General features: G+C 56.0%; 19 protein-coding genes and 1 pseudogene. 11 read left to right on the forward strand and 9 right to left on the reverse strand.

What is annotated here, in order from left to right:
* Positions 1-10: 10 nt before the first annotated feature.
* On the reverse strand, positions 11-1,342 hold the full coding sequence (locus AC0R79_RS13000; RefSeq protein WP_474734721.1) for an amidohydrolase: 1,332 nt from the start codon (positions 1,340-1,342) through the stop codon (positions 11-13).
* Between the two features lie 193 nt (positions 1,343-1,535).
* Here AC0R79_RS13000 and solA point away from each other — a divergent pair, with 193 nt between their 5' ends.
* The 6 genes and pseudogenes from solA to AC0R79_RS13030 all read left to right on the forward strand — a co-directional run.
* Positions 1,536-2,699, forward strand: a complete 1,164-nt coding sequence (gene solA / locus AC0R79_RS13005; protein WP_474734722.1) for an N-methyl-L-tryptophan oxidase — start codon at positions 1,536-1,538, stop codon at positions 2,697-2,699.
* An 831-nt stretch (positions 2,700-3,530) separates the two neighbouring features.
* Positions 3,531-4,073 (forward strand): redoxin domain-containing protein, encoded by a 543-nt coding sequence (locus tag AC0R79_RS13010; RefSeq protein WP_474734724.1) that lies wholly within the window; start codon positions 3,531-3,533, stop codon positions 4,071-4,073.
* An 11-nt stretch (positions 4,074-4,084) separates the two neighbouring features.
* Positions 4,085-4,615: a DsbA family protein gene (locus tag AC0R79_RS13015; protein ID WP_329698683.1), complete on the forward strand. Its 531-nt coding sequence runs from the start codon at positions 4,085-4,087 to the stop codon at positions 4,613-4,615.
* 107 nt (positions 4,616-4,722) lie between these two features.
* Positions 4,723-5,823, forward strand: coding sequence for a low temperature requirement protein A (locus AC0R79_RS13020; RefSeq protein ID WP_474734726.1), 1,101 nt, complete (start codon positions 4,723-4,725; stop codon positions 5,821-5,823).
* 226 nt (positions 5,824-6,049) lie between these two features.
* Positions 6,050-6,349, forward strand: coding sequence for a putative quinol monooxygenase (locus AC0R79_RS13025; RefSeq protein WP_102687723.1), 300 nt, complete (start codon positions 6,050-6,052; stop codon positions 6,347-6,349).
* A pseudogene (locus AC0R79_RS13030) lies at positions 6,342-6,539 on the forward strand (monovalent cation:proton antiporter-2 (CPA2) family protein); the annotation flags it as partial. The gene AC0R79_RS13025 and the pseudogene AC0R79_RS13030, both read left to right, overlap by 8 nt.
* Positions 6,540-6,577: 38 nt before the next feature.
* Here AC0R79_RS13030 and AC0R79_RS13035 read toward each other — a convergent pair.
* From AC0R79_RS13035 to AC0R79_RS13045, 3 genes are all read right to left on the reverse strand, one after another.
* Entirely contained in the window at positions 6,578-7,561 is a 984-nt protein-coding gene (locus AC0R79_RS13035) for an LLM class oxidoreductase (RefSeq protein ID WP_071495701.1), read from the reverse strand.
* Positions 7,562-7,990: 429 nt separating this feature from the next.
* Complete coding sequence (locus tag AC0R79_RS13040) at positions 7,991-8,611, reverse strand: tyrosine-type recombinase/integrase (RefSeq protein WP_127797784.1); 621 nt, start codon at positions 8,609-8,611, stop codon at positions 7,991-7,993.
* Positions 8,612-8,778: 167 nt separating this feature from the next.
* Positions 8,779-9,609, reverse strand: a complete 831-nt coding sequence (locus AC0R79_RS13045) for an alpha/beta fold hydrolase (protein ID WP_048390108.1) — start codon at positions 9,607-9,609, stop codon at positions 8,779-8,781.
* Positions 9,610-9,836: 227 nt separating this feature from the next.
* Between AC0R79_RS13045 and AC0R79_RS13050 the strand changes: the two genes are divergently transcribed.
* Positions 9,837-10,316 (forward strand): MerR family transcriptional regulator, encoded by a 480-nt coding sequence (locus tag AC0R79_RS13050; RefSeq protein ID WP_127797785.1) that lies wholly within the window; start codon positions 9,837-9,839, stop codon positions 10,314-10,316.
* Positions 10,317-10,331: 15 nt separating this feature from the next.
* Here the strand turns inward: AC0R79_RS13050 and AC0R79_RS13055 are convergent, their stop codons facing one another.
* Both AC0R79_RS13055 and AC0R79_RS13060 read right to left on the reverse strand, forming a co-directional pair.
* Positions 10,332-11,258: an acetoacetate decarboxylase (ADC) gene (locus tag AC0R79_RS13055; RefSeq protein WP_127800862.1), complete on the reverse strand. Its 927-nt coding sequence runs from the start codon at positions 11,256-11,258 to the stop codon at positions 10,332-10,334.
* Positions 11,259-11,373: 115 nt separating this feature from the next.
* A complete protein-coding gene (locus AC0R79_RS13060; protein WP_474734730.1) occupies positions 11,374-12,180 on the reverse strand; it encodes a type 1 glutamine amidotransferase domain-containing protein in 807 nt (268 codons plus the stop codon).
* Between the two features lie 194 nt (positions 12,181-12,374).
* Between AC0R79_RS13060 and AC0R79_RS13065 the strand changes: the two genes are divergently transcribed.
* Together AC0R79_RS13065 and AC0R79_RS13070 are read left to right on the forward strand one after the other, a co-directional pair.
* The gene (locus tag AC0R79_RS13065) at positions 12,375-13,454 is read left to right on the forward strand and encodes a saccharopine dehydrogenase family protein (RefSeq protein ID WP_102688015.1); all 1,080 of its coding nucleotides are present in this window, start codon (positions 12,375-12,377) and stop codon (positions 13,452-13,454) included.
* Positions 13,455-13,528: 74 nt separating this feature from the next.
* Positions 13,529-14,761: an NADH:flavin oxidoreductase/NADH oxidase family protein gene (locus tag AC0R79_RS13070; protein ID WP_474734732.1), complete on the forward strand. Its 1,233-nt coding sequence runs from the start codon at positions 13,529-13,531 to the stop codon at positions 14,759-14,761.
* A gap of 162 nt (positions 14,762-14,923) precedes the next feature.
* On the opposite strand, the gene AC0R79_RS13075 is transcribed toward AC0R79_RS13070, so the two are convergent.
* Together AC0R79_RS13075 and AC0R79_RS13080 are read right to left on the reverse strand one after the other, a co-directional pair.
* Positions 14,924-15,286 carry a DUF6124 family protein gene (locus AC0R79_RS13075; RefSeq protein WP_085690553.1) on the reverse strand — a complete coding sequence of 121 codons (363 nt, stop codon included), beginning with the start codon at positions 15,284-15,286 and terminating at the stop codon, positions 14,924-14,926.
* Between the two features lie 531 nt (positions 15,287-15,817).
* Positions 15,818-16,828 carry a zinc-dependent alcohol dehydrogenase family protein gene (locus AC0R79_RS13080; RefSeq protein ID WP_474734734.1) on the reverse strand — a complete coding sequence of 337 codons (1,011 nt, stop codon included), beginning with the start codon at positions 16,826-16,828 and terminating at the stop codon, positions 15,818-15,820.
* Positions 16,829-16,999: 171 nt separating this feature from the next.
* Here AC0R79_RS13080 and AC0R79_RS13085 point away from each other — a divergent pair, with 171 nt between their 5' ends.
* Positions 17,000-17,914, forward strand: coding sequence for a LysR family transcriptional regulator (locus AC0R79_RS13085; protein WP_474734735.1), 915 nt, complete (start codon positions 17,000-17,002; stop codon positions 17,912-17,914).
* Between the two features lie 60 nt (positions 17,915-17,974).
* Positions 17,975-19,189 (forward strand): aldose 1-epimerase family protein, encoded by a 1,215-nt coding sequence (locus AC0R79_RS13090; protein WP_474734737.1) that lies wholly within the window; start codon positions 17,975-17,977, stop codon positions 19,187-19,189.
* A gap of 57 nt (positions 19,190-19,246) precedes the next feature.
* On the opposite strand, the gene AC0R79_RS13095 is transcribed toward AC0R79_RS13090, so the two are convergent.
* Entirely contained in the window at positions 19,247-19,783 is a 537-nt protein-coding gene (locus AC0R79_RS13095) for an AAA family ATPase (RefSeq protein ID WP_474734739.1), read from the reverse strand.
* Positions 19,784-20,020 lie beyond the last annotated feature (237 nt).

Below are 20,020 nucleotides of genomic sequence, written 5' to 3' on the forward strand. Positions count from 1 at the left end.
CATAGACCAATCAGCCCCGCTGACCCCGCCCCGGATAATTCAGCACAAACTGCACATGCGCTTTCACCCCGGTGGCCAGTGTCGCGTCATCGGCGGTGAAGTAGGGGCTGTGGTTGTTCGGCGCTTTACTCATGTCCTGGCCTTCCGGCGTGGCGCCGAGGAATACGAACAACCCCGGCACCTTGCGTGCGTAGTAGGAGAAGTCCTCGCTCGGCGACAGCGAGGCGGGCAGGCGCTCGACCTTGCCCGGCGCTGCCAGTTCGAGGGCCGGGATCATGGCTTCGGTCAGGGCCGGATCGTTGGTGGTCACCGGCGCATTGTTCACCAGCAGCAGATTGGCCTGGGTCTCGTAGGCGCTGGCGATGCTGTTCACTAGCGGCGGCATCTTCTTCAGGATCGTGTCACGGATGTCGGCGTTGTTGGTGCGAATGGTCCCGGTCATTTCCACGGTCTCGGGAATGATGTTGGCTGCCGAGCCGCCGTTGATCGTGCCGACACTGATCACGCCCATGCCCTGGGTCAGGTCGACGCGCCGACTGACCAGCGTCTGCAATCCGCTGATGATGCCTTGACTGGCGACTATCGGATCGACACCGCTCCAGGGCGCCGAGCCGTGAGTCTGCTGGCCCTTGACCGTGATGCGGAACGAGTCGCTGCTGTTAAGCACGGTTCCGGATTTGTAGAACAGATGCCCGGTCGGATAACCCGCCATCACATGCACCCCGAACACCGCTTCCACCTTGGGCGAATCGAGCGCGCCATCGCGGATCATCGCTTGCGCGCCAATCAGGGTATCAGTCTGGAATTCATCGACATCGGCCGCACCTTCTTCAGCCGGCTGAAACAGAAACACCACCGTCCCGCGCACCTGATCGCGATGCTCGGCCAGCACCTTCGCGGCGCCCAGCAACATCGCGGTGTGGGTGTCGTGCCCGCAGGCGTGCATCACCGGCACGCTCTTGCCCAGTCGTGTGCTAGTGACCTGACTGGCGAACGGCAGGTTCGTCATCTCCTTGACCGGCAATGCGTCCATGTCGGCGCGCAACGCCACGACCGGCCCCGGCAATCCACCTTTCAGCACCCCCACAACACCCGTCTTGCCGATCCCGGTGCGCACTTCAATGTTCGATGCTTTCAGCCGCTCGGCCACCAGCGCGGCAGTCTTGAACTCAAGATTGCCCAGCTCTGGATGCTGATGAATCGTGTGGCGCAGGTCGACGACTTCCTGATTGACCGCGCTCACGGCGCTATCGACCCAGGGCGCATCGGCGGCATGGCTGGCAGTGGCAACGAACGAGGACAGAGCGGCGAGGCACAACGAGGTTTTGCAGAAACGGATCAAGGCGGGACTCTCTCTTATGGTTTTTATTGGCGTCAGAGGGTATGCCGCGATGCAAGGCGGGACAAACGAGTCTGGCCGGTAATCGCACGGCTTTTGGTTTTTCGCGTTTTTGCCAGAGCGCGGCTTTCAGCGGATTGTTTTCCAGCGCCCGATCCGCTTCACTGTGGCTCTTTTGCCTGAGCGGAAATCAATCATGGAACGATGCGAAGCACTGGTCATCGGCCTCGGCGCCATGGGCGCGGCCACGGTCTATCAACTGGCGAAGGCCGGGGTCAACGTGGTCGGCATCGACCGCCACCATCCGCCGCACACATTCGGCTCCAGCCATGGCGACACCCGCATCACCCGGCTGTCTGTGGGCGAGGGCGCGCAATACGTGCCCATCGTGCGCAACTCCCACCGCATCTGGCGCGAACTGGAAGCGCTGTCTCGCGAGTCCCTGTTCGAACAGACCGGCCTGCTGGTGCTGACCTCGAGCCCCGACTTCGATCCCGCCGACGAAACCGACTTCACCTTGCGCACCATCGCCCTGGCACAGACCTACGGCATCGAACACGAAGTCCTCGACGCTGCCCAGATCCGCCAGCGCTTTCCGCAGTTTGCCCAGGTGCGCGACGACGCCATTGGCTACTTCGAGCCCGAAGGCGGTTTTGTACGGCCCGAACGCTGCATCGACGTACAACTAAGACTGGCCGAACAACACGGCGCCACGCTGTACAAGGGCGAAACCGTGACTCACATCAGCTCGCACGAACAGGGCGTCACCGTCACCACCGACCAGCGCACCGTGCGGGCGAACAAACTGGTAGTCACCGCCGGCAACTGGGCGGGCGGCTTGCTGGGCGCACCGTTCGACAGACTGCTCAGCGTCTATCGGCAAAAACTGTTCTGGTTCGAAACCGAGCCTGATGCAGAACTGGTCGGCCACTCACCCACGTTCATCTTCACTCACGGCCCGGACGACGATTTTTATGGCTTTCCCGCGTTGCCGGGGGAGGGCAGTTTGAAGGTGGCTACGGCGCAGTATCACAGCACATCTACGCCTGAGACACTGGATCGCACAGTCTCGGCCGAGGAAGAGCGCGAGATGTACGAGCAGCAGGTGAAAGGGCGCATTGCCGGGCTGACGGATCGGGTGGTGAAGTCAGCGGTTTGCGCCTACACCGTTACGCCGGATCGGCATTTCATCATTGATGAACATCCGCGGTTGCTGCATACGTTGGTGGTGTCGGCGTGCTCCGGGCATGGCTTCAAACACTCGGCGGCGCTGGGGGAGGCGTTTGCGCAGTGGTGTTTGCGGGGGGAGAGTGAGCTGGATCTTTCGTTGTTTTCGGTGGGGCGGTTTGAGCGGGATTGACGGTGCTTGCGAGTGACAGCTTTCGGCCATTAGCGGACGCTCACAAGCGACCGCTACCGGCCAGTAGCGGACATCCGGGAACTACTGCTTCCGGCCAAAAGCGGTCAGTGACAATATTCTCAAAGGCTACCGCTCAGCTTCCCGAAGACCGATCTCGACTATTCGTTAGGTACAGCACCATCGCTGCACGAGCCGCATCTTTGATTACCTTCAGCCTCAACCAAGGTGATATTCGCGCCTTTATCAGCCACGTGATACGCCAGCGAAGCGCCCACGATGCCGACACTAATGACAACGACTCGTTTGCCCAGAGCATTCCCATATCAACCTTCATTCTGTCGACCTGAAGGCGGTTCATTGTCTGCCTCTGGTCGATTTCTGCTTGTCGTAATGGGCAGCAGTTGTCGTCCAGAAAGTAGATGTAGATTTGTCTGAAGTGGCAAAATAACTGCCAAAATCATCGTGTTAAAACGCCGCCTGAAATGGCAGCAAGATAAGCGCGTGAGTGTTGTTGGCACTGGAGGGTATCGAAAATTCGTTCAGCGACTACGGCAAGCGTCATCAACGACTATAGTCATTGGTGAGCCAGAGCGAATCTGACCATTCCCCTGCCAACCTGGCCTAATCCAATTCCGCGATTACACGGCGGATCTTCTTGTGTTCCTCGATGCGGAACGTGAACGTTTCGCTGCCGAAATCACTCAGGCTCAGGCTGAGATCGAGGCAGCGTTGTCTTTTTTTGAACCCCTTGATGGTGGATGGAGTTATCCCGCCGGGCACGTCGCATCCCACTGAGCACGTCCCAACCACCCATCTATCAAGGTTCAAGCAATGAATACTTTAGAGTTCGATGATGCACAAAAAACCAATGGCGACCTGGTTCAGGGTCCGCTGCCGGCCGGCACTGTCGCGCCCGACTTCACTCTTCACGCAACCCCTGATCAACAGTTGTCGCTGCGCGAGTTAAAGGGGAACCCCGTGATACTGGCGTTTTATCCCGCTGACTGGACTTCGGTGTGTGGTGACCAACTGACCTTGTACAACCAGTTGTTACCCACCTTCAGAGAATACGGTGCGGTGCTATTGGGTATCTCGGTTGACAGCGCCTGGTGTCATCAGGCCTTTGCCAAAGATAGGAATTTTCACTTCAGCCTGCTGGCCGATTTCGAGCCCAAAGGGGCGGTGGCACGACAGTATGGAGCGTACGAATCCCAGCTCGGAGTTTGTAAGAGGGCACTGTTCGTGATTGACAAGGAGGGGGTGGTCGCCTGGAGCTACGTCTCACCAATGGCAATCAACCCTGGGGCGGACGGCATTCTGGATGCGCTGGATGCTCTGGCGAATTCGCCACAAAGCACGCCAACCAAAAATTAACAGGTGATTACATGGCCACTCTCAAAGTCCCGGTAAGTGCCAACGACCATCGCCAGGGAAGTGCGCATGCCAAGGTCACCTTGGTGGAATTTGGCGACTATGAATGTCCCTATTGCGGTGAAGCTTATTGGATGGTCAAGAATCTGCAACAGCATTTTCGCGATGACTTGCTGTTTGTGTTCCGTAACTTCCCTCTGACCACCGCTCACCCCCATGCATTGGGTGCAGCGGTCACCGCTGAGTATGCCGGGAGTCGAGGATTCTTCTGGGAGGCCCACGACGAATTGTACGAAAATCAGGATCGATTGGGCCTGCCGCTGTATCGCGCCATCGTTCTCAAACACGGCCTTCCCAGGGAGGAATTCGATCTTGCAATGCAAGAGGATACTTACATTCCCAAAATACAAGCCGATTTCAATGGCGGTGTACGCAGCGGCGTGAATGGCACCCCAGCGTTTTACATTGACGGGCTTCGCTATGACGGAGTTCCAGAGTTCATCGGGATGAGTCAGATGATTGAGCTTTTGTTAGTGCGTGGGTGAAATCGCTAGAGAGCCAAATCGGCTTGGCATCACCCGCATCGGAGCCGAGGAAAAATCAACGTTAGCTTCCTTTTACATTAAAGAGGTGGACACGGAGCCGGCAACTAATGAAATCTTTGAAGTATTATGAAGAAAATCGACACGCCACATGGTTGGAGTTGTTTTTTGACCTGACTTTCGTTGTTACGATAGGCCAGGTTACGCACACTCTCGGACATGTTCATGATGGCCATTTTGAACATAAGCAATTATGGACATTCTTACTGCTTTTTGTACCGTTGTGGTGGATCTGGTCCAGTCACACGATTTACTCCAACAGGTTCGATACAGACAGTAATCTTCACCGTTTGGCAACATTATTCATAATGCTCCTGCTCATTGTGCTATCGGCACGGATTGGGGAAGACCTGGAAGTGAACTACCCGCTTATTATTGCCTGCTATTTTGGTATACGAGCGATCATCAGTGTTATGTACATTTCATCCATTAGTAAACTCGATTCTCGCGGCGAACTTTCCTCAAGGCTTGGTTTCGCCCTGTTAGTTAGCGCGGTTGTTAGTCTTTCATCCGTTATTTTTGACCCGCCCTTGCGTTACCTTGTTGCTTATATTGGGATTGTTCTTGATATTCTGTTTCCTGTATTTTTCTGGACTAAATTAAAACCGTTGCCAGCACACACAGAGCACTTGGTTGAGCGCATAGGCCTACTCACCCTAATCTTATTGGGGGAGTCAATTATTAGCCTTTCCGGAGGCTTATCTAACATTCAATGGGGTTATTACAATGTGATGGCGGCCATCACCGGATTCATCATGATTTGCAGTATCTGGTGGATCTATTTTGATAGTTTTTACTTATTGAACAAACATCAAAGCAGTATGAGTGGGCACGCCTTGATCTACTCGCACCTTTTTCTTTTTATGGGGCTGGCACTTCTGGCAAATTTGATCAGGCATGCGATCCTGAACGACATTGCGATGCGCGATTTCCAGATTATGTCGATCACCGGCATGGTCTTGTTTTTCCTGGGGAAGCAATATGGCTATTTCATAGCTGTGAGTCGAATAAGGAAATACATACTGCAAAACACCTTGATCGTGTTTTCTTTAGGTGGGTTAGTTATATTTCTACCACGTGTCGAGTACATATTGGTCGGCTTGACAGTCACCATGATTTGTTATGTTCTCCTGAATTTCAGATATCGTTGAGTCTTGATTATCAGGCCACAGCTCGGGAAAAGTGATCACGCGGCTGGTCTGCGGTTTGCGCGCTGCCTACTACGTCATTCTCAGTGTCCGAGCGACATGCGACGCTACCCTTGGTCTCTTTGGGTTTGTAATCCTGGTGTCGTCGACCATAGTTAATAGCCGGATGCCCCTTTTAGCTATTGCGACCAGATAGCACCAGCCGCATCGTAACAACAGGAGCCACGTCATGGTCAAAGTAGCGTTGTTCGTTCGTCTGGAAGCAAAACCTGGGAAAGAGAAAGAGGTGGAGCGCTTTCTCTTGAGCGGCCTTCCTTTAGTGGAGGAGGAGCCAGCCACTACAGCCTGGTTTGGAATCCGCTTGGGGCCGTCTACCTTTGGCATCTTTGACGCATTCCCGGATGAAGCGGGCCGGCAGGCTCATCTTTCGGGCAAGGTCGCGGCGGCGCTTATGGCAAACGCTGCCGAGCTGTTTGCCGAACCGCCATCAATCGAGAAGGTTGACGTCCTTGCGGCCAAGCTACCCTGAAAGGATACGCGCGCAAATCGAGTCCATGGACGGCGTGGAAGCCGCACAGAATCTGCAAGGCAACGTGCTCATCACGGGTTTAGGCTGGGTGGGGTAGATTGTTTGCCGGGCACCGGTCGCTCATGGCGCGAAGATCTCCATCATTGATATAGAACCGGAGGTCATCCGCGCCGTGACACCTTATGGTTTCGTCAAGTGAGCATTCGTCGGCGTAGCAGTGACCGATGTTCAATGGGCTGCCGGACGCGGCTGCACTCCGAACTGCGCAACGATGTGCGTACCCAATTCCTCGATAACCTCCGCCGCAGGGCGCTTGCCATATTTGAGATTGAGAATGACGTGGTCCACGCCGATTTCCTCAAGCGACTCCAGCAAAAACCGTAGATGGTAACGTCCCAGTCTGAAACCCAAATGGATACGTGTGGGTGGCGTGGACGGATTCTCATCGAGATCGATGTACAGCGACTGAGTAAAGGGCTTATACACAGAGCCACATTGTTTCGTGACCTCCAGTCGCCAATCTTCCACGACCAGCCGCTGCATGTTCGGAATGCGTGGATAGTTGATCCATCCGTTGCTCTCACGCGCGATCCAATCCAGTGACTGGCGACTGTTGCCGGTCACGAGCATTGGAATGAATTGGGTGGTAGGTTTCGGAATCAGGTCTGCGCCTTGCATTTCACCAGTGCTCCAGTGGATGGGCTCAAAACTGGTGCTGTGGGCGCGGCGAATCACTTCGTAGTGTTCTCGAAAGATCTCTCCACGCCTTTCGGGATCGACGCCAAACGCCGAAAACTCCACTGGCCGATCTCCCGAAGCAACCCCCAGAATCAAGCGACCAGTGCTCAACTGATCGACGCTGGCTGACGCCTTGGCCGTGTGCAGGGGATGGTGCAGCGGGATGGCGATGGAGGCGGTGCCAAGTGCAATCTCCGAGGTATGGGCGGCCATATAACCCAGGTAAACCCAGGGGTCGAAGACTTGGCCGACATCGCCGAAGCCAGGGTCGCGAAGCGGCACGTCGCGAAACCAGAGCGCGCAGAAGCCCAGCGCCTCGGCTTGTTTAGCCAGTGTGACCTGGTTGAGCATGCTCGGAGTGTCCCCGTCGAACGCCTCCATGGGAAAAAATAATCCAAGGCTCAAATGCCCCTGAGTGAAGGTTCGGCTGAACCCTCGATGCTGCTGGTAAGGAATCGTGCTCGGCCGATACATACGGATTGACCTCATGGCAGAACGTGAAGAGCGCCCCCGTTTCCAGAGGTGCTGCGGCATCGGTCGCTTTTGAACGGCAGGTGGGGGGACTGGGTCTGGCTTTTACCCGTTGCGCCGTACTGCTGGTCGTGTGGACCGGACTCAGGGGGCAGTTGCTGGCGATAGGCGCGGGTTGGTCCGGGTGGGTGTTAAGCGGACGGTCAAAGGAAGTCAGATCTCTCGGCTCTATACCACCAGATGGGCAAGGCGTTCGAGGAATCATTTTATAAGCGTAGGCGGTTTTGCAGCTCTCCGCCATATTCTTACAATCGAGTCGCTGGCGGGTGAAAGTCGCGTATCGAAGGCAGTTATCGGTCGTTTCCTGCCATTCCAGAACGGCCGCTACTGGCCGGTTAGCGACGGTCAAGGCTCGACCGTCGCTATGCATTTTCAAACCTCGGTCTGTTCCGCCATCTCTAGGGCGTCGTCGACTTCAATTCCCAGATATCTAACGGTGCTCTCCAGCTTCGTATGGCCAAGCAGCAGTTGAACCGCTCGCAGATTCTTCGTCCTGCGATCGATCAGCGATGCCTTCGTACGCCTCATTGTGTGAGTGCCATACATTGCTGGATCAAGGCCAACTGCTTCCACCCAGCCTTTGACGATACGTGCGTATTGACGTGTTGATAGATGGTCTGAGGTACGCAGCTGACTCGGAAAAAGGCAGTCCTCGCTCCGGAGTTGGGCCTGGTGTATCCAGGCCGCAATAGCAAACCGTGTTTGTTCGGTGATCTCGAATTGCACTGGCCGTAGCGTTTTCTGCTGCATCACCATGGCGCGTGGTGATACGTGCTCGCCATGGGCGACGTCGCGCACACGAAGCTTGGTTAAGTCGCAAGCCCGAAGCTTGCTGTCGATGGCCAGATCGAAGAGCGCAAGATCACGGGTTCGTTCTGCAATTTGAAGCCTTACCCGGATGGCCCAGATATCTCTCAGTCTGAGTGGAGCTTTCTGCCCGACCAGTTTTCCTTTGTTCCAAGGCTGGCGGCTGCAGGTATCGAAGGTGTTCATGACGAGTCCTCCACGTGTCGAAGGACAAGGATGGCTGACCAGAGAACGGGTCGCTAACCGGCCAATAGCGGACAATCAGTTAACGCATTCTTATGCACTTTGCGAAATTCAAAATCTGATCTTGGAGTCGCAAGGGGAAAAAGGGCGGGATTAACCCGCCCCATTTTTTAGCTCCGCACGAATGCCAGAAGATCTGCGTTAATCGTCTCGGCGTTGGTTGTCGGCATTCCATGAGGGAAGCCCGGGTAGATTTTCAACGTACTGTTTTGCAGAAGTTTGGCCGACAAAACCCCTGCATTTTCATAAGGCACGATCTGGTCATCATCACCATGCATTACCAGGACGGGGATCTTGATGCTCTTCAAGTCTTCGGTGAAGTCGGTCTGAGAAAACGCCACTATCCCGTCATAGTGTGCCTGTGCACATCCCATCATGCCTTGTCGCCACCAGTTCAAGACAATGCCCTCGGAGGTCTTTGCACCCGGGCGGTTATAGCCATAGAAAGGCCCTGCAGGAACGTCGTGGTAAAACTGTGCCCGGTTGGCTTTCAGTTGTGCCTGCAAGTCGTCGAACACTGACTTCGGCAGGCCGCCAGGATTGGTCGGTGTCTGGACCATCAGCGGTGGCACGGCACTGATGATGGCCGCTTTCGAGACGCGGTCTTCGCCATGGCGAGCGATATAGTGAACGACTTCACCGCCGCCGGTGGAGTGCCCGACGTGAACTGCGCCTTGTACACCCAGGTGATCAACTACGGCCGCGACGTCGTCGGCGTAGTGGTCCATGTCGTGTCCATCCCAGACCTGGCTGGATCGCCCGTGACCGCGCCGATCGTGTGCTACAACCCGGTAACCGGCACCCAGGAAAAAGAGCATTTGCGCGTCCCAATCATCCGCGCTCAGTGGCCATCCGTGGTGAAAGAAGATGACCTGGGCATCGCGTGGCCCCCAGTCTTTGTAGAAGATTTCAACACCATCTCTTGTAGTGACATACCCCATGTTCGTATCTCCTGAATGAAGTGGAGGCCTTCATCGAATCGCGTTCCGATCATGGCCTTGAGTTAATAGCATGCAGCCCTTCCGGTAGGCAGTTCAGAGTGCGTTGCTGGATTAGCCTGCGCTTACTCACGAACGCCATGACGACCAAGTCACACGTTGCGCTTGGCCGCTCGATGACTTTAGGTTTAAAGTCAACTTTAAGGTCAATAGATTTTTCAGGGTGATGTATGAGAATAGGCGAACTGGCGAAAATCAGCGGACTGGCACCGTCACGCATCCGTTTCTATGAGGCCAGTGGCTTGATCAGCTCCGTTGAGCGCAAGGCTAATGGCTACCGGGACTACGCGCCCGATACCGAATGGGTTCTAGAACTCATAACCGGCGCACAGGCGGCAGGTTTTTCGTTAGAAGAAATTCGGCAATTGATGCCGATGAATGCTGGTGTCTGGCGGCACGACGAGTTGCTCACTGGACTCAAGCAAAAGGTAGAGGAAATCAGTGTTCTGCAGGAACGGCTAGCGCAAAACAAAGCTCAACTTCTGGTCGTCATCAAGGGCATCGAAGATAAACCCGAGGGCATGGCGTGTGGGGATAATGCTCAAATGCTGATAAATCGTCTGCGTGAAGAGGGGGTTGGCAAAGCTTCAGATAGGCCCGCGGTAACGTCTTCTACAAAAAAACACACCCGTCAGGCCTCCGGAGCCTGACAGGCGCAAAAGGTCTCAGCGCTCGCCAATCAGGCTGGCGAGTGGCTTGGGCGCATAAAGCGCACTCTGGAACTCTGGCACGTATTCGTACTTCATCATTTTCCCCAGCTTCAGGGCACGGAGGTAATTCGACAGACTGCCGTCGCCCAGCGTGAGGGTGACCGAATCAGCGTCGCGGCTGGAGCCGTGACTGAGCTGGCGGGAAACCGCATACCCGTATGCCAGTTGGCCCTGATGATCGAGATTGGTGAAGCTGCTGGTGACGATGTCGACATCGCGAGAGAGGTTGTCGAGTTTCTTCGCTTTGAAGGACACGTCAACTTTTCCGGTCTGGCTGTCGGTGATGTCATAGACCACAGATTGGGCATCTTCTTTGCGGTCAATACCGGTCAGCCATTTAGGCAGGTTGTAACCGACGACACCGCGCACCCGTGCAAGCTCGGTATTGACCGGCAGCTTGAGCACATAGCCCCAGAAGTCGCCAGACATCGACTGGCCAATCAGTGTGAACGGGCCCAGATTGGCTTTGCCTGGCTTGTTGGTAATGATCGACACGGCCACTTCGTTATAGGCGTCGTTATCACAATGCTCATAGGTGTACGCGGTAAAGGCAATCAAGCCGCGACCCGGCCAGATTTGCAGGGGGTGTACGGTTGCCAATACTTCCGGCGGCATCAATGCCCGAAGTGCGTCCAGGTCGGCCGTGTAGACAGCCGTTACCCGACTGTTCTGGTAATAAAAGTTCGGAGAGTATGACTCGAAGCCAATGTCTACCTTGTGCTTTTCCAGTCCTTTGAACCAGCTCAAATCAACACCCGGCAGTTCTGCTGCAATCACCGACAAGGGAGGATTCGAGCGATAACGGTCGTACAAGCCGCCCTTGACGACCGGCACTGTGTGGCCTGCGATATCGATTGTGTTGGTTTCATTCGGGCTGAGCATTTCAGGCGTCCCCGCCAACGCATGGTTGGCAATTGAGCTGAACAGCAATCCTGTTGCTACGGCGCTTGCAAGTTTCAATCGGTCTTTCTCCGGGTGGTGGGAACTACTTGAGGGCTCAGCGAGCTACGTTGTTGTCGCCAGAGAGCACCGCCATCACGGCTTCAGCTACGGCTTTGGGCGATTGAGGGTTTTGGCCGGTGACAAGCCTTCCATCAGTGATGGCGAATGACGTGAATGGCAGCCAGCCTTTGCGGTACCGCGCGCCTTGGCTCACCAACTTGTCCTCAAGGAAGAAGGGCACCTGGCTTTTCATGCGGGAGAACAGCTCTTCGCGATCAGAGAAGCCGGTGATGTTCTTCCCTTTGATGATCAACTGGCCTTGTTCATCCTTCAGATCCAACAGACCCGCAACGCCATGGCAGACGGCCGAGACGATGCCACCCTGGTTGTAGATAGTTTCGGCGACACGCCGCAGGTCGGGATTATTGGGGAAGTCCCACATCACCCCATGGCCCCCGGTGAAGTAGATGACGCTGAACTGGGACGGATCGACATCGGCGATAGGCAGTGTGTTTTGCAGGCGAGCGCGAAAGGCAGGGGACTGCAAATGCTCTCGGGCGGCCTTGTCCATGTACAGCCAACCGAGGCTGCGCTCATCTAGAGGCACCGCACCGCCTTTGGGACTGGCAAAAACTGTGCTGTAGCCAGCTGCCTCCACTACGTCGGTGAAATGCGTCAGCTCAGTCAGCCACAACCCCGTCGTATCGGCTCGTGAGGGATAGCTGGAGTGGTTGGTCAGAATCACCAGAATTTGGCGATTTTTGGCAGTCATTGTGGAAGGGGCGGTGTCAGCATTTGCAAATGTCATGAAAGCGCTACCTATCAGTACCAACGCATAAGAAACAAAGGTCTTGAGCATCATCCGGGTTCCATCAATCAAGCAGGTCGGCGCATGCTCACCTTAAACCTCGCTTTAAGGTCAACCCCGCCGCTGCAAATAATTTCCACTGGTAGCTGCTCACTTCAACTTGACCCTCAACCTGACTTTAACGCTAGCGTCTGATGCTGAATGAGCAAGGCAATAACGCTCGTCACTAATCCACTCGGGAGCCATGCATGAGTCAGCAAGACAACCTTGATATGCAGATGAAATGGATGATTTATGGAGCCAACGGCTACACCGGCGAGTTGATCGCTCGTGATGCTGTAAAACGTGGGCTTAAACCTGTGCTGGCGGGACGTAGCCGAGACAAAGTTGAAGCCCTGGCTCGGGAGTTGGGTCTTGAAGCTCGGGTGTTTGGACTCGAAGACGAAGTACGTTTACTTGCTCAGATCAAAGGCCATGGCTTGGTTCTGCATTGTGCAGGGCCGTTCTCAGCGACCGCCGTTCCGATGATGGAAGCATGCTTGCGTGCCAATGCACATTATTTGGATATCACCGGCGAGATTGCCGTATTCGAGCACGCTCAATCCCTGAATGAACGTGCGCGGGCGGCGGGCGTGGTCATTTGCCCAGGCGTCGGTTTCGATGTGGTCCCTACGGACTGTGTTGCCGCTGCATTGAAAAATGCGATGCCGGATGCCACGCATCTGGCATTGGGTTTTGATTCGCGCTCAAGTTTTTCGCCCGGTACTGCCAAGACTTCAATTGAGGGTATGGCGCAGGGTGGCAAGGTTCGCCGTGACGGCAAAATCACCTCGGTGCCGCTGGCCTACCGGGTGCGTCGCATCGACTTTGGTGCCGGAGAAAAGCTGGCAATGACTATTCCATGGGGCGACGTTTCCACTGCTTGGCACACCACCGGCATTGCCAACATCGAAGTTTTCATCCCTGGTTCCGCAGGCATGATCCGCGGCGCCCGGTTTGCTAATTGGATTCGTCCGTTGCTGGGTTTGTCGTTCGTGCAGCGGTTGCTCAAAGCACGAATTGGAAAAACCGTGGTCGGCCCAGATCAGGAAAAACGCGCAGATCAAGGCACCTATGTTTGGGGCGAGGCTCGCAACGCCCGTGGTGAGTGCAGAACCGCGCGCCTGCATACCGCGAACGTCTACAGCCTGACGATCGACGCTGCATTGGCGGTGGTTGATTACCTGTTGCAAATGCGTCCGACTGGCGGGGCTTACACACCCGCACTGTTGTTAGGTGCTGAGCTGGTGACGCAATTGCCAGGATCTGGCGCGATGAACATCGACTGATTCGGAAAAAAGATGTTGACCTTAAAGTTGACTTCAATCTTAAGGTGGCCTCATATCCAGTTGAGGACTGCCCCATGAATGTGTTCGACACCCTGATGCTTCCAAACGGTTCGTCTATCAAGAACCGAATCGCCAAAGCCGCCATGGAAGAGAACATGGCGGACGCCGATCAGGCACCCTCCGAAGAACTGATGCGTCTCTACCAAGCGTGGGCCGATGGTGGTGCAGGCCTGATCATCACCGGCAACGTGATGGTCGACGGCCGCGCCATGACCGGACCGGGTGGCGTAGTTTTGCAGGACGATCAGCAACTGGCCAAGTTCAAGCGTTGGGCGCGTATTGGTCGATCCGGCGGTGCGCAGTTCTGGTTGCAGATTAATCACCCAGGGCGGCAGATGCAGTCCAATCTTGGGCAAAAAACATGGGCGCCGTCGGCCGTGCCGCTGGACTTGGGCAAACTGTCCAAGCGTTTCGCCACGCCTCACGCGATGACCTCCGGCGTGATTAGGGAAGTTATCCAACGCTTTGCGAACACCGCGCGCCTCGGCGAACAAGCCGGATTCACCGGCGTGGAAATCCACGCTGCCCATGGCTATTTGTTGAGCCAGTTCCTTTCGCCGTTGACCAACCAAAGGACGGACGAATGGGGCGGTTCCCTAGAAAATCGGGCGCGTCTGTTACTCGAAATCGTCAAGGCGGTCAGGGCTGTGGTTTCTGCGGATTTCGCAGTGGCGGTCAAGCTCAACTCCGCCGATTTCCAGCGGGGAGGGTTTACCGCCGATGATGCGAAGAAGGTCGTTGAGCTGCTCAATGGCCTTGGTGTGGATTTGGTGGAATTATCCGGAGGCAGTTATGAAGCGCCCGCTATGCAGGGGGAGGCGCGCGATGGTCGCACGCTGGCTCGCGAAGCCTACTTCGTCGAGTTCGCCCGTGATATCCAAACAGTTGCCGGAATGCCGGTGATGGTCACCGGTGGTATACGTCGCCGCGCGGTGGCGGAAAACGTCGTGCAGAGCGGCGTTAATATGGTTGGGATCGGAACAGCGTTAGCCATCGATCCCAACTTGCCTCGGGACTGGCTGCTGGGCAAAGACAATGCTCCGCAATTGCCGCCGATTACCTGGAAAAATAAAGCCATCGCATCCTTGGCAAACATGGCGGTAGTGAAGTTTCAGTTACGCAAGCTGAGTCGAGAGAAAAAGCCCGATCCGAACGTTTCACCGCTGCGTGCGCTTATCCTGCAACAGCTCGGTATGGCATTTCGCACTCGTCAATATCGACGGTGGGTGGAAAACCGTTTGATGTGAGCCGATACGTTCTTTATTTGAAGAGCTAAGTTTTGTCGTATCGGTCATTACTAACAGGAGCGTCCGCTATTGGCCAATAGCTGCCATTTACCATGGCAGCTACAGGCAACGCTCATTCCCTCTGTCAATGCGTACTATCCGGACGCTATAGAGGGCAGGGGTTTAGCTCTTAACCTCAACATGATCCAACGCCTGATTCACCGCCAACTCACTCAACATCACCAACTGCGCAATCCCGATCGCAGTCTTGCGATGAGCCGGTTCCAGCGTGGCTGCAAAGTTGTTGAGCATTTCACTGGCCGATCCCAATGATTCGCTGGCGTTGGCCAGGAGGGATTCTGTGTTGTAGGCCGGGTTGGCCAGGTACATGGGGTCGTGCTTGTGGTGGCTACCCATGATCCGTTGCTGCGGGGTGAGGTAGTGATCGAGCGCGCGTTCTGCCGCTTCGTTAAGGGTTCGGGAGTCGGGGAATTTGTAGGGAGAAACCGGATCGGTTTCCGGTGGGTTCGGTGTTGGCTTGAACATAGATGTAACTCCAGGGTGAGAAAGTGGAGCCATCAGCCTCGCTACCAAACGAGGGTGGTGGCCATACGGAGGTTGGTAGACCGGTCACCTGGATACCCGGCGCGTCCGAAGACGCCCTACGCATGGCCACCATAAAACAGAGGGCGAAAGAGTCCCTGCAATCTGGTGTTGCGATGCGACAGGTAATCCGGGCTACCAAACCCGATCACTGTTTTTCAGTGACACGGAAACGATAAAACCCGCACCCCAGACGCACAAGCCGGCGGATTCTGGCGTAGTCGTAGGCAATGACGCAAGACGCTGTAGCCGTGGGGAAGTAATGCCGGGCGTTTCTAAACACGAACCCAAAAAGCCTTTAAACACGTCGGCTTTCTGCCCGGTTTACTCGTTTCTGGAAACCAGCCGTAATCTGTTGTGTGCAGCATCGGCTGCGCTACAGAACTCTGATTTCGGCTCGCGATGTCGAAATTCGACACACCTCTGAGCGCTGAGGCAGGCAAAAAAAGGCGCCAGATTGGCGCCTTACGGTTATCAAGCGATTTTGATCACAACCTTCCCAAATGCTCCGCTCGCGAGATGCTCATAAGCCTCACGTGCTTTCTCGAACGGGTACACCTGATCGATCACGGGGCGGATCTTGTGCTGGTTGAGGAATGTGTTCATTCGATCGAATGATGAGCGCGGCGCCACGGCGATTCCGCGAATGGTCGTCTGGCGGAAGATGAGTGGCATCAGATTGAGTTCTACGGTTTGCCCCGTTAAAAATCCGATCTGCGCAATGCGCCCCGATGCCTTGGTTGCTGCGACCGATTGATTGATGCCGCTGCCGCCGGCCACATCGAGTAGTAAATCCACGCCTTTGCCTTCGGTCAGCTTCAGCACTTCGTCCGCCCAGTTCGGCGTCGTTCTGTAGTTGATGCCTGCCACGGCCCCCAGCCCCTTGACGGTTTGCAGATTCTTATCGCTACTCGACGTTGCGATGACCTTCGCGCCAAGCGCAGTTGCGATCTGCACGGCAAATATCGACACACCTCCCGTGCCTTGAACCAATAAGGTTTGGCCCGGTTGGATCTGTCCAAAGTCCACCAGCGAATACCAGGCGGTGAGCGCAGCAATCGGAAGTGTGGCCGCCTCTTCGTCGCTCATGTTGTCCGGGGCACCGACGGCGCTGTCTTCATGGATGATCATGTATTCGGCCAAGCCGCCGGGTAGCGGTGAACCGAAGCAGTAATCGGGTTCGTTCGGGCCTGGCTCGCCATCCAGCCAACGTGAGTAAAGGTGTGAGTTGACCCGATCACCGACTTTGAAGCGTGTGACGTTGTCACCGATCGCTACCACCGTGCCGGCGGCATCGCTCACCGGGATCAGTGGTTTGGGCACCATGTGCGGTTCATAAATGCCGTCGACGATTGCCTTGTCGCGAAAGTTGAGCGAGACAGCACCGACCTTCACCAGCAATTCGCCCGCCTTGGGTTGCGGCGTCGCGACCTCTTCCAATTGCAGGTTGTCGAGTCCGAAATCTTTCAATAACCACGCTTTCATTGCGAATCTCCAAATGCACGTCAATGGCCTCGAACCAGACAGGTTCTGCCCCGGGTGCATTTTTCGCTTTTGACGATGCGCAATAAATGCGTGGAAAAAGACATTATTGTTCTATCCTTTAGCAACAATCATGTTCAACTCGCGGTCAAGCGGGGTTCATAGGGTAGCGACATGGAACTGCTTCAATCGATGCGACTGTTTGCCAGGCTTGCGGAACTCGGCAGTTTTACCAAAGCCGCCGAATCGCTGGACATTGGGCGGCCCCAGGTCACCCGGTATATACAGGAACTGGAGACGTCATTGGGCGTGCGCCTGTTTCAGCGCACCACGAGAAAGGTGGCCCTTACCGCCGAGGGCGAGAGGTTCTATGAGCGGGTTCAGGAGATTTTGGCGGATATTTCTGCTGCGACCTCAATGTTCGACCGATCCGGAGCAACGCTCACGGGCCGACTTCGCGTCGATATCCCGACCGCTTTCGCGCAGTTGGAATTCATCAAAAGCCTTAAAGAATTCACCGCCTCCTACCCAGGTATCAACATGGTTCTGGGCGTGACTGACCGGGCTGTCGATCTGATCGGAGAGGGCGTCGACTGTGCGTTGCGTATTGGCGATCTACCGGATTCGACCTTGATCGCTCGCCCAATCGCAATGGCGACCATGGTGACCTGTGCCGCGCCCGAGTATCTGCACCAGTTCGGGGAACCCGCGACACTCGACGATCTGGTCTCCCATCGAGGCGTCAACTTCTTGTCCGGTCAGAACAACAGGACATTGCCTTGGCATTTCACATTAAAAGGTCAGGATCGATCCTTTGTGAGTAACGCCGGCATCACCGTCACCGAGTCGAATGCGTATGTCCAGTGCGGCGTGTCGGGTTTCGGAATAATCCAGGCGCCTGGGATTACCGTTGCCGAGCATTTGGCCAGTCGCGGTTTGGTGGAAATTCTAAAGCCCTATCGGCCAGCTCCTCGCCCTGTTTCGTTGCTCTACCCAAGTCGGACGCATTTGGCACCCCAGGTTCAGGTTTTTATCGAATGGCTGCAAAAGCGTTTTCCGCAGCTTCATTCTGACTGGCTGGAAACATAGCTTGATGAAACGTTTCAGCAGGTTTATAAAAACGGCACAACTCCAAGAAAGGCTGCTCCCATGACCCCGCTCAAACTCGTTGTTGCCCTCAGCGCACTGTCCGCTGCCTCCCACGCCATGGCCTGGGATTATGTTCTGCTCGACACCGACAAAGCCGCTCAGAACTGGCAAATCACCAGCCAGCAACTCGGCTTGAAAACCGACAAACCCTTCAGCGTCAGCCTGCGCACTTTGCACGGCGGGCGGCAGGAAGGCGTCAGCATTGTCGACATCGATAACGGCACGATGAAACTCTCGGTGGTGCCGACGCGGGGAATGAACGTCTTGCAGGCCTCGGTCGGCGATGTGCGCATGGGCTGGGATTCGCCGGTCAAGGAGGTGGTCAATCCGTCCTTCATCGAACTCAATGGGCGCGGTGGTCTGGGCTGGCTCGAAGGTTTCAATGAGCTGGTGACCCGCTGCGGATACGAATGGGTCGGCCACCCCGGCGTCGACAACGGCGAACTGCTGACCCTGCACGGCCGGGCCGCCAACATTCCTGCGAACAAAGTCACTCTGCACATCGATGAAACGCCACCGTACGCCATCACCCTGCGCGGTGAGCTGAAAGAGCAGGCGTTCAAGAAAGTCGACTTCTCCGTCGCCACCGAACTGGTCACCGAACCCGGCAGCGTAGTGTTCGCCCTCAACGACACCCTGACCAACAACGGCGACTATCCGAAGGAATACCAGGCGCTGTACCACAGCAACTTCAGCACCCCGTTCCTGGAGCAGGGCGCTCGTTTCGCCGCGCCGGTGAAACAAGTGTCGCCGTTCAACGACAAGGCCAAGGGCGATTTGGCTGAATGGCAAACCTACCGCGCACCGACCAAGGACTACGACGAAACGGTTTACAACGTCGTGCCGTACGCCGATGCCAAGGGCGATACGTTGACCGTGTTGCATAACAAGGCCGGCAGCCTGGGCGTTTCGGTTGGCTTCAATACGCAGACGTTGCCGGTGTTTTCCCTGTGGAAGAACACCGATACCCAAGGTCAGGGTTACGTCACCGGGCTGGAGCCGGGGACGAGCTTTTCCTACAACCGCCGTTATCAGCGGCCACTGAACCTGGTGCCCACCATCGGGCCGAAGGAACACAAACAGTTCCGCATCAGTTACAGCTTGTTGGCGGATAAGGCGGCAGTGGACAAGGCCTTGAAGCAGGTGAGCGACATTCAGGGCGGGCGGGAGACCGAGGTGCGGCAGGCACCGTTGGTTGATCTGACCAAGGGCTGACACCGGCCAGAAAAAGGGAGGCTGATTTATTTTTCCTAAATAAATCAGTCCCCTTTTTTAAACCAACAAGTCGTTGCCCGTTACCGGTAGCCGTTCGACGAAATTCGCAATCTCCCGCGCCCCACGCAAGTGCACCACCGGAATCTCCGGCCCAATGGCCTGGCGCACTCCGTCGATTCCCGGCCGGTAGCCCCGGTCGAAATTCCACACAAACTTCAGAAAGGTCAAAAACGCCAGATCGATTTTTTCTCGACACCCCGCAGGAAGATCCGGGCGAGGGCGGTTCATCACGCTGCGTTTAATCACGCGGACGAGGCAGGTCAGGCGTGGAGTATCGAGCCAGATAATCAGGTCGGCGCGAGGCAGGCGCATGTCGAAGGTTCGTCGGGCGTAGTTGCCTTCACAGACCCAGGTTTCTGCCGCGACGGCTTGACGTACGCGGGTGCGAAACTGCTCGGCGTCGGGCTCGATCCAGCCTGGTTCCCAGAACAGTTTGTCGAGGTGGATCACCGTCAGGCCGAGGCGCTCACCGAGGGCGCGGGCGAGGGTGGATTTGCCGCTGCCGGCGTTGCCCAGAATGACGATCCGTTGCATGGGGACTTCCTGTCGCGAAAAAAGCCGGCGATTGTGCAGGAATCGGCTCTCCGACAGAAGTCCGGTCGCTTCGCGCCATGTCGAAATCAGACGCCCCCATGCCGCTCCCAGGCTATTTACCATCAACTCCAGGCACGTAAGGTGACGCATCATTTCATCGCCCTGCGTCGTCGTCCGACCGATTTGTAACGCTGCAGCGCTTGAGGTGCGCCGCTCTGGAGCAGGGCAACAGGAAGA

The organism is Pseudomonas sp. HD57-3 (genome assembly GCF_056113135.1).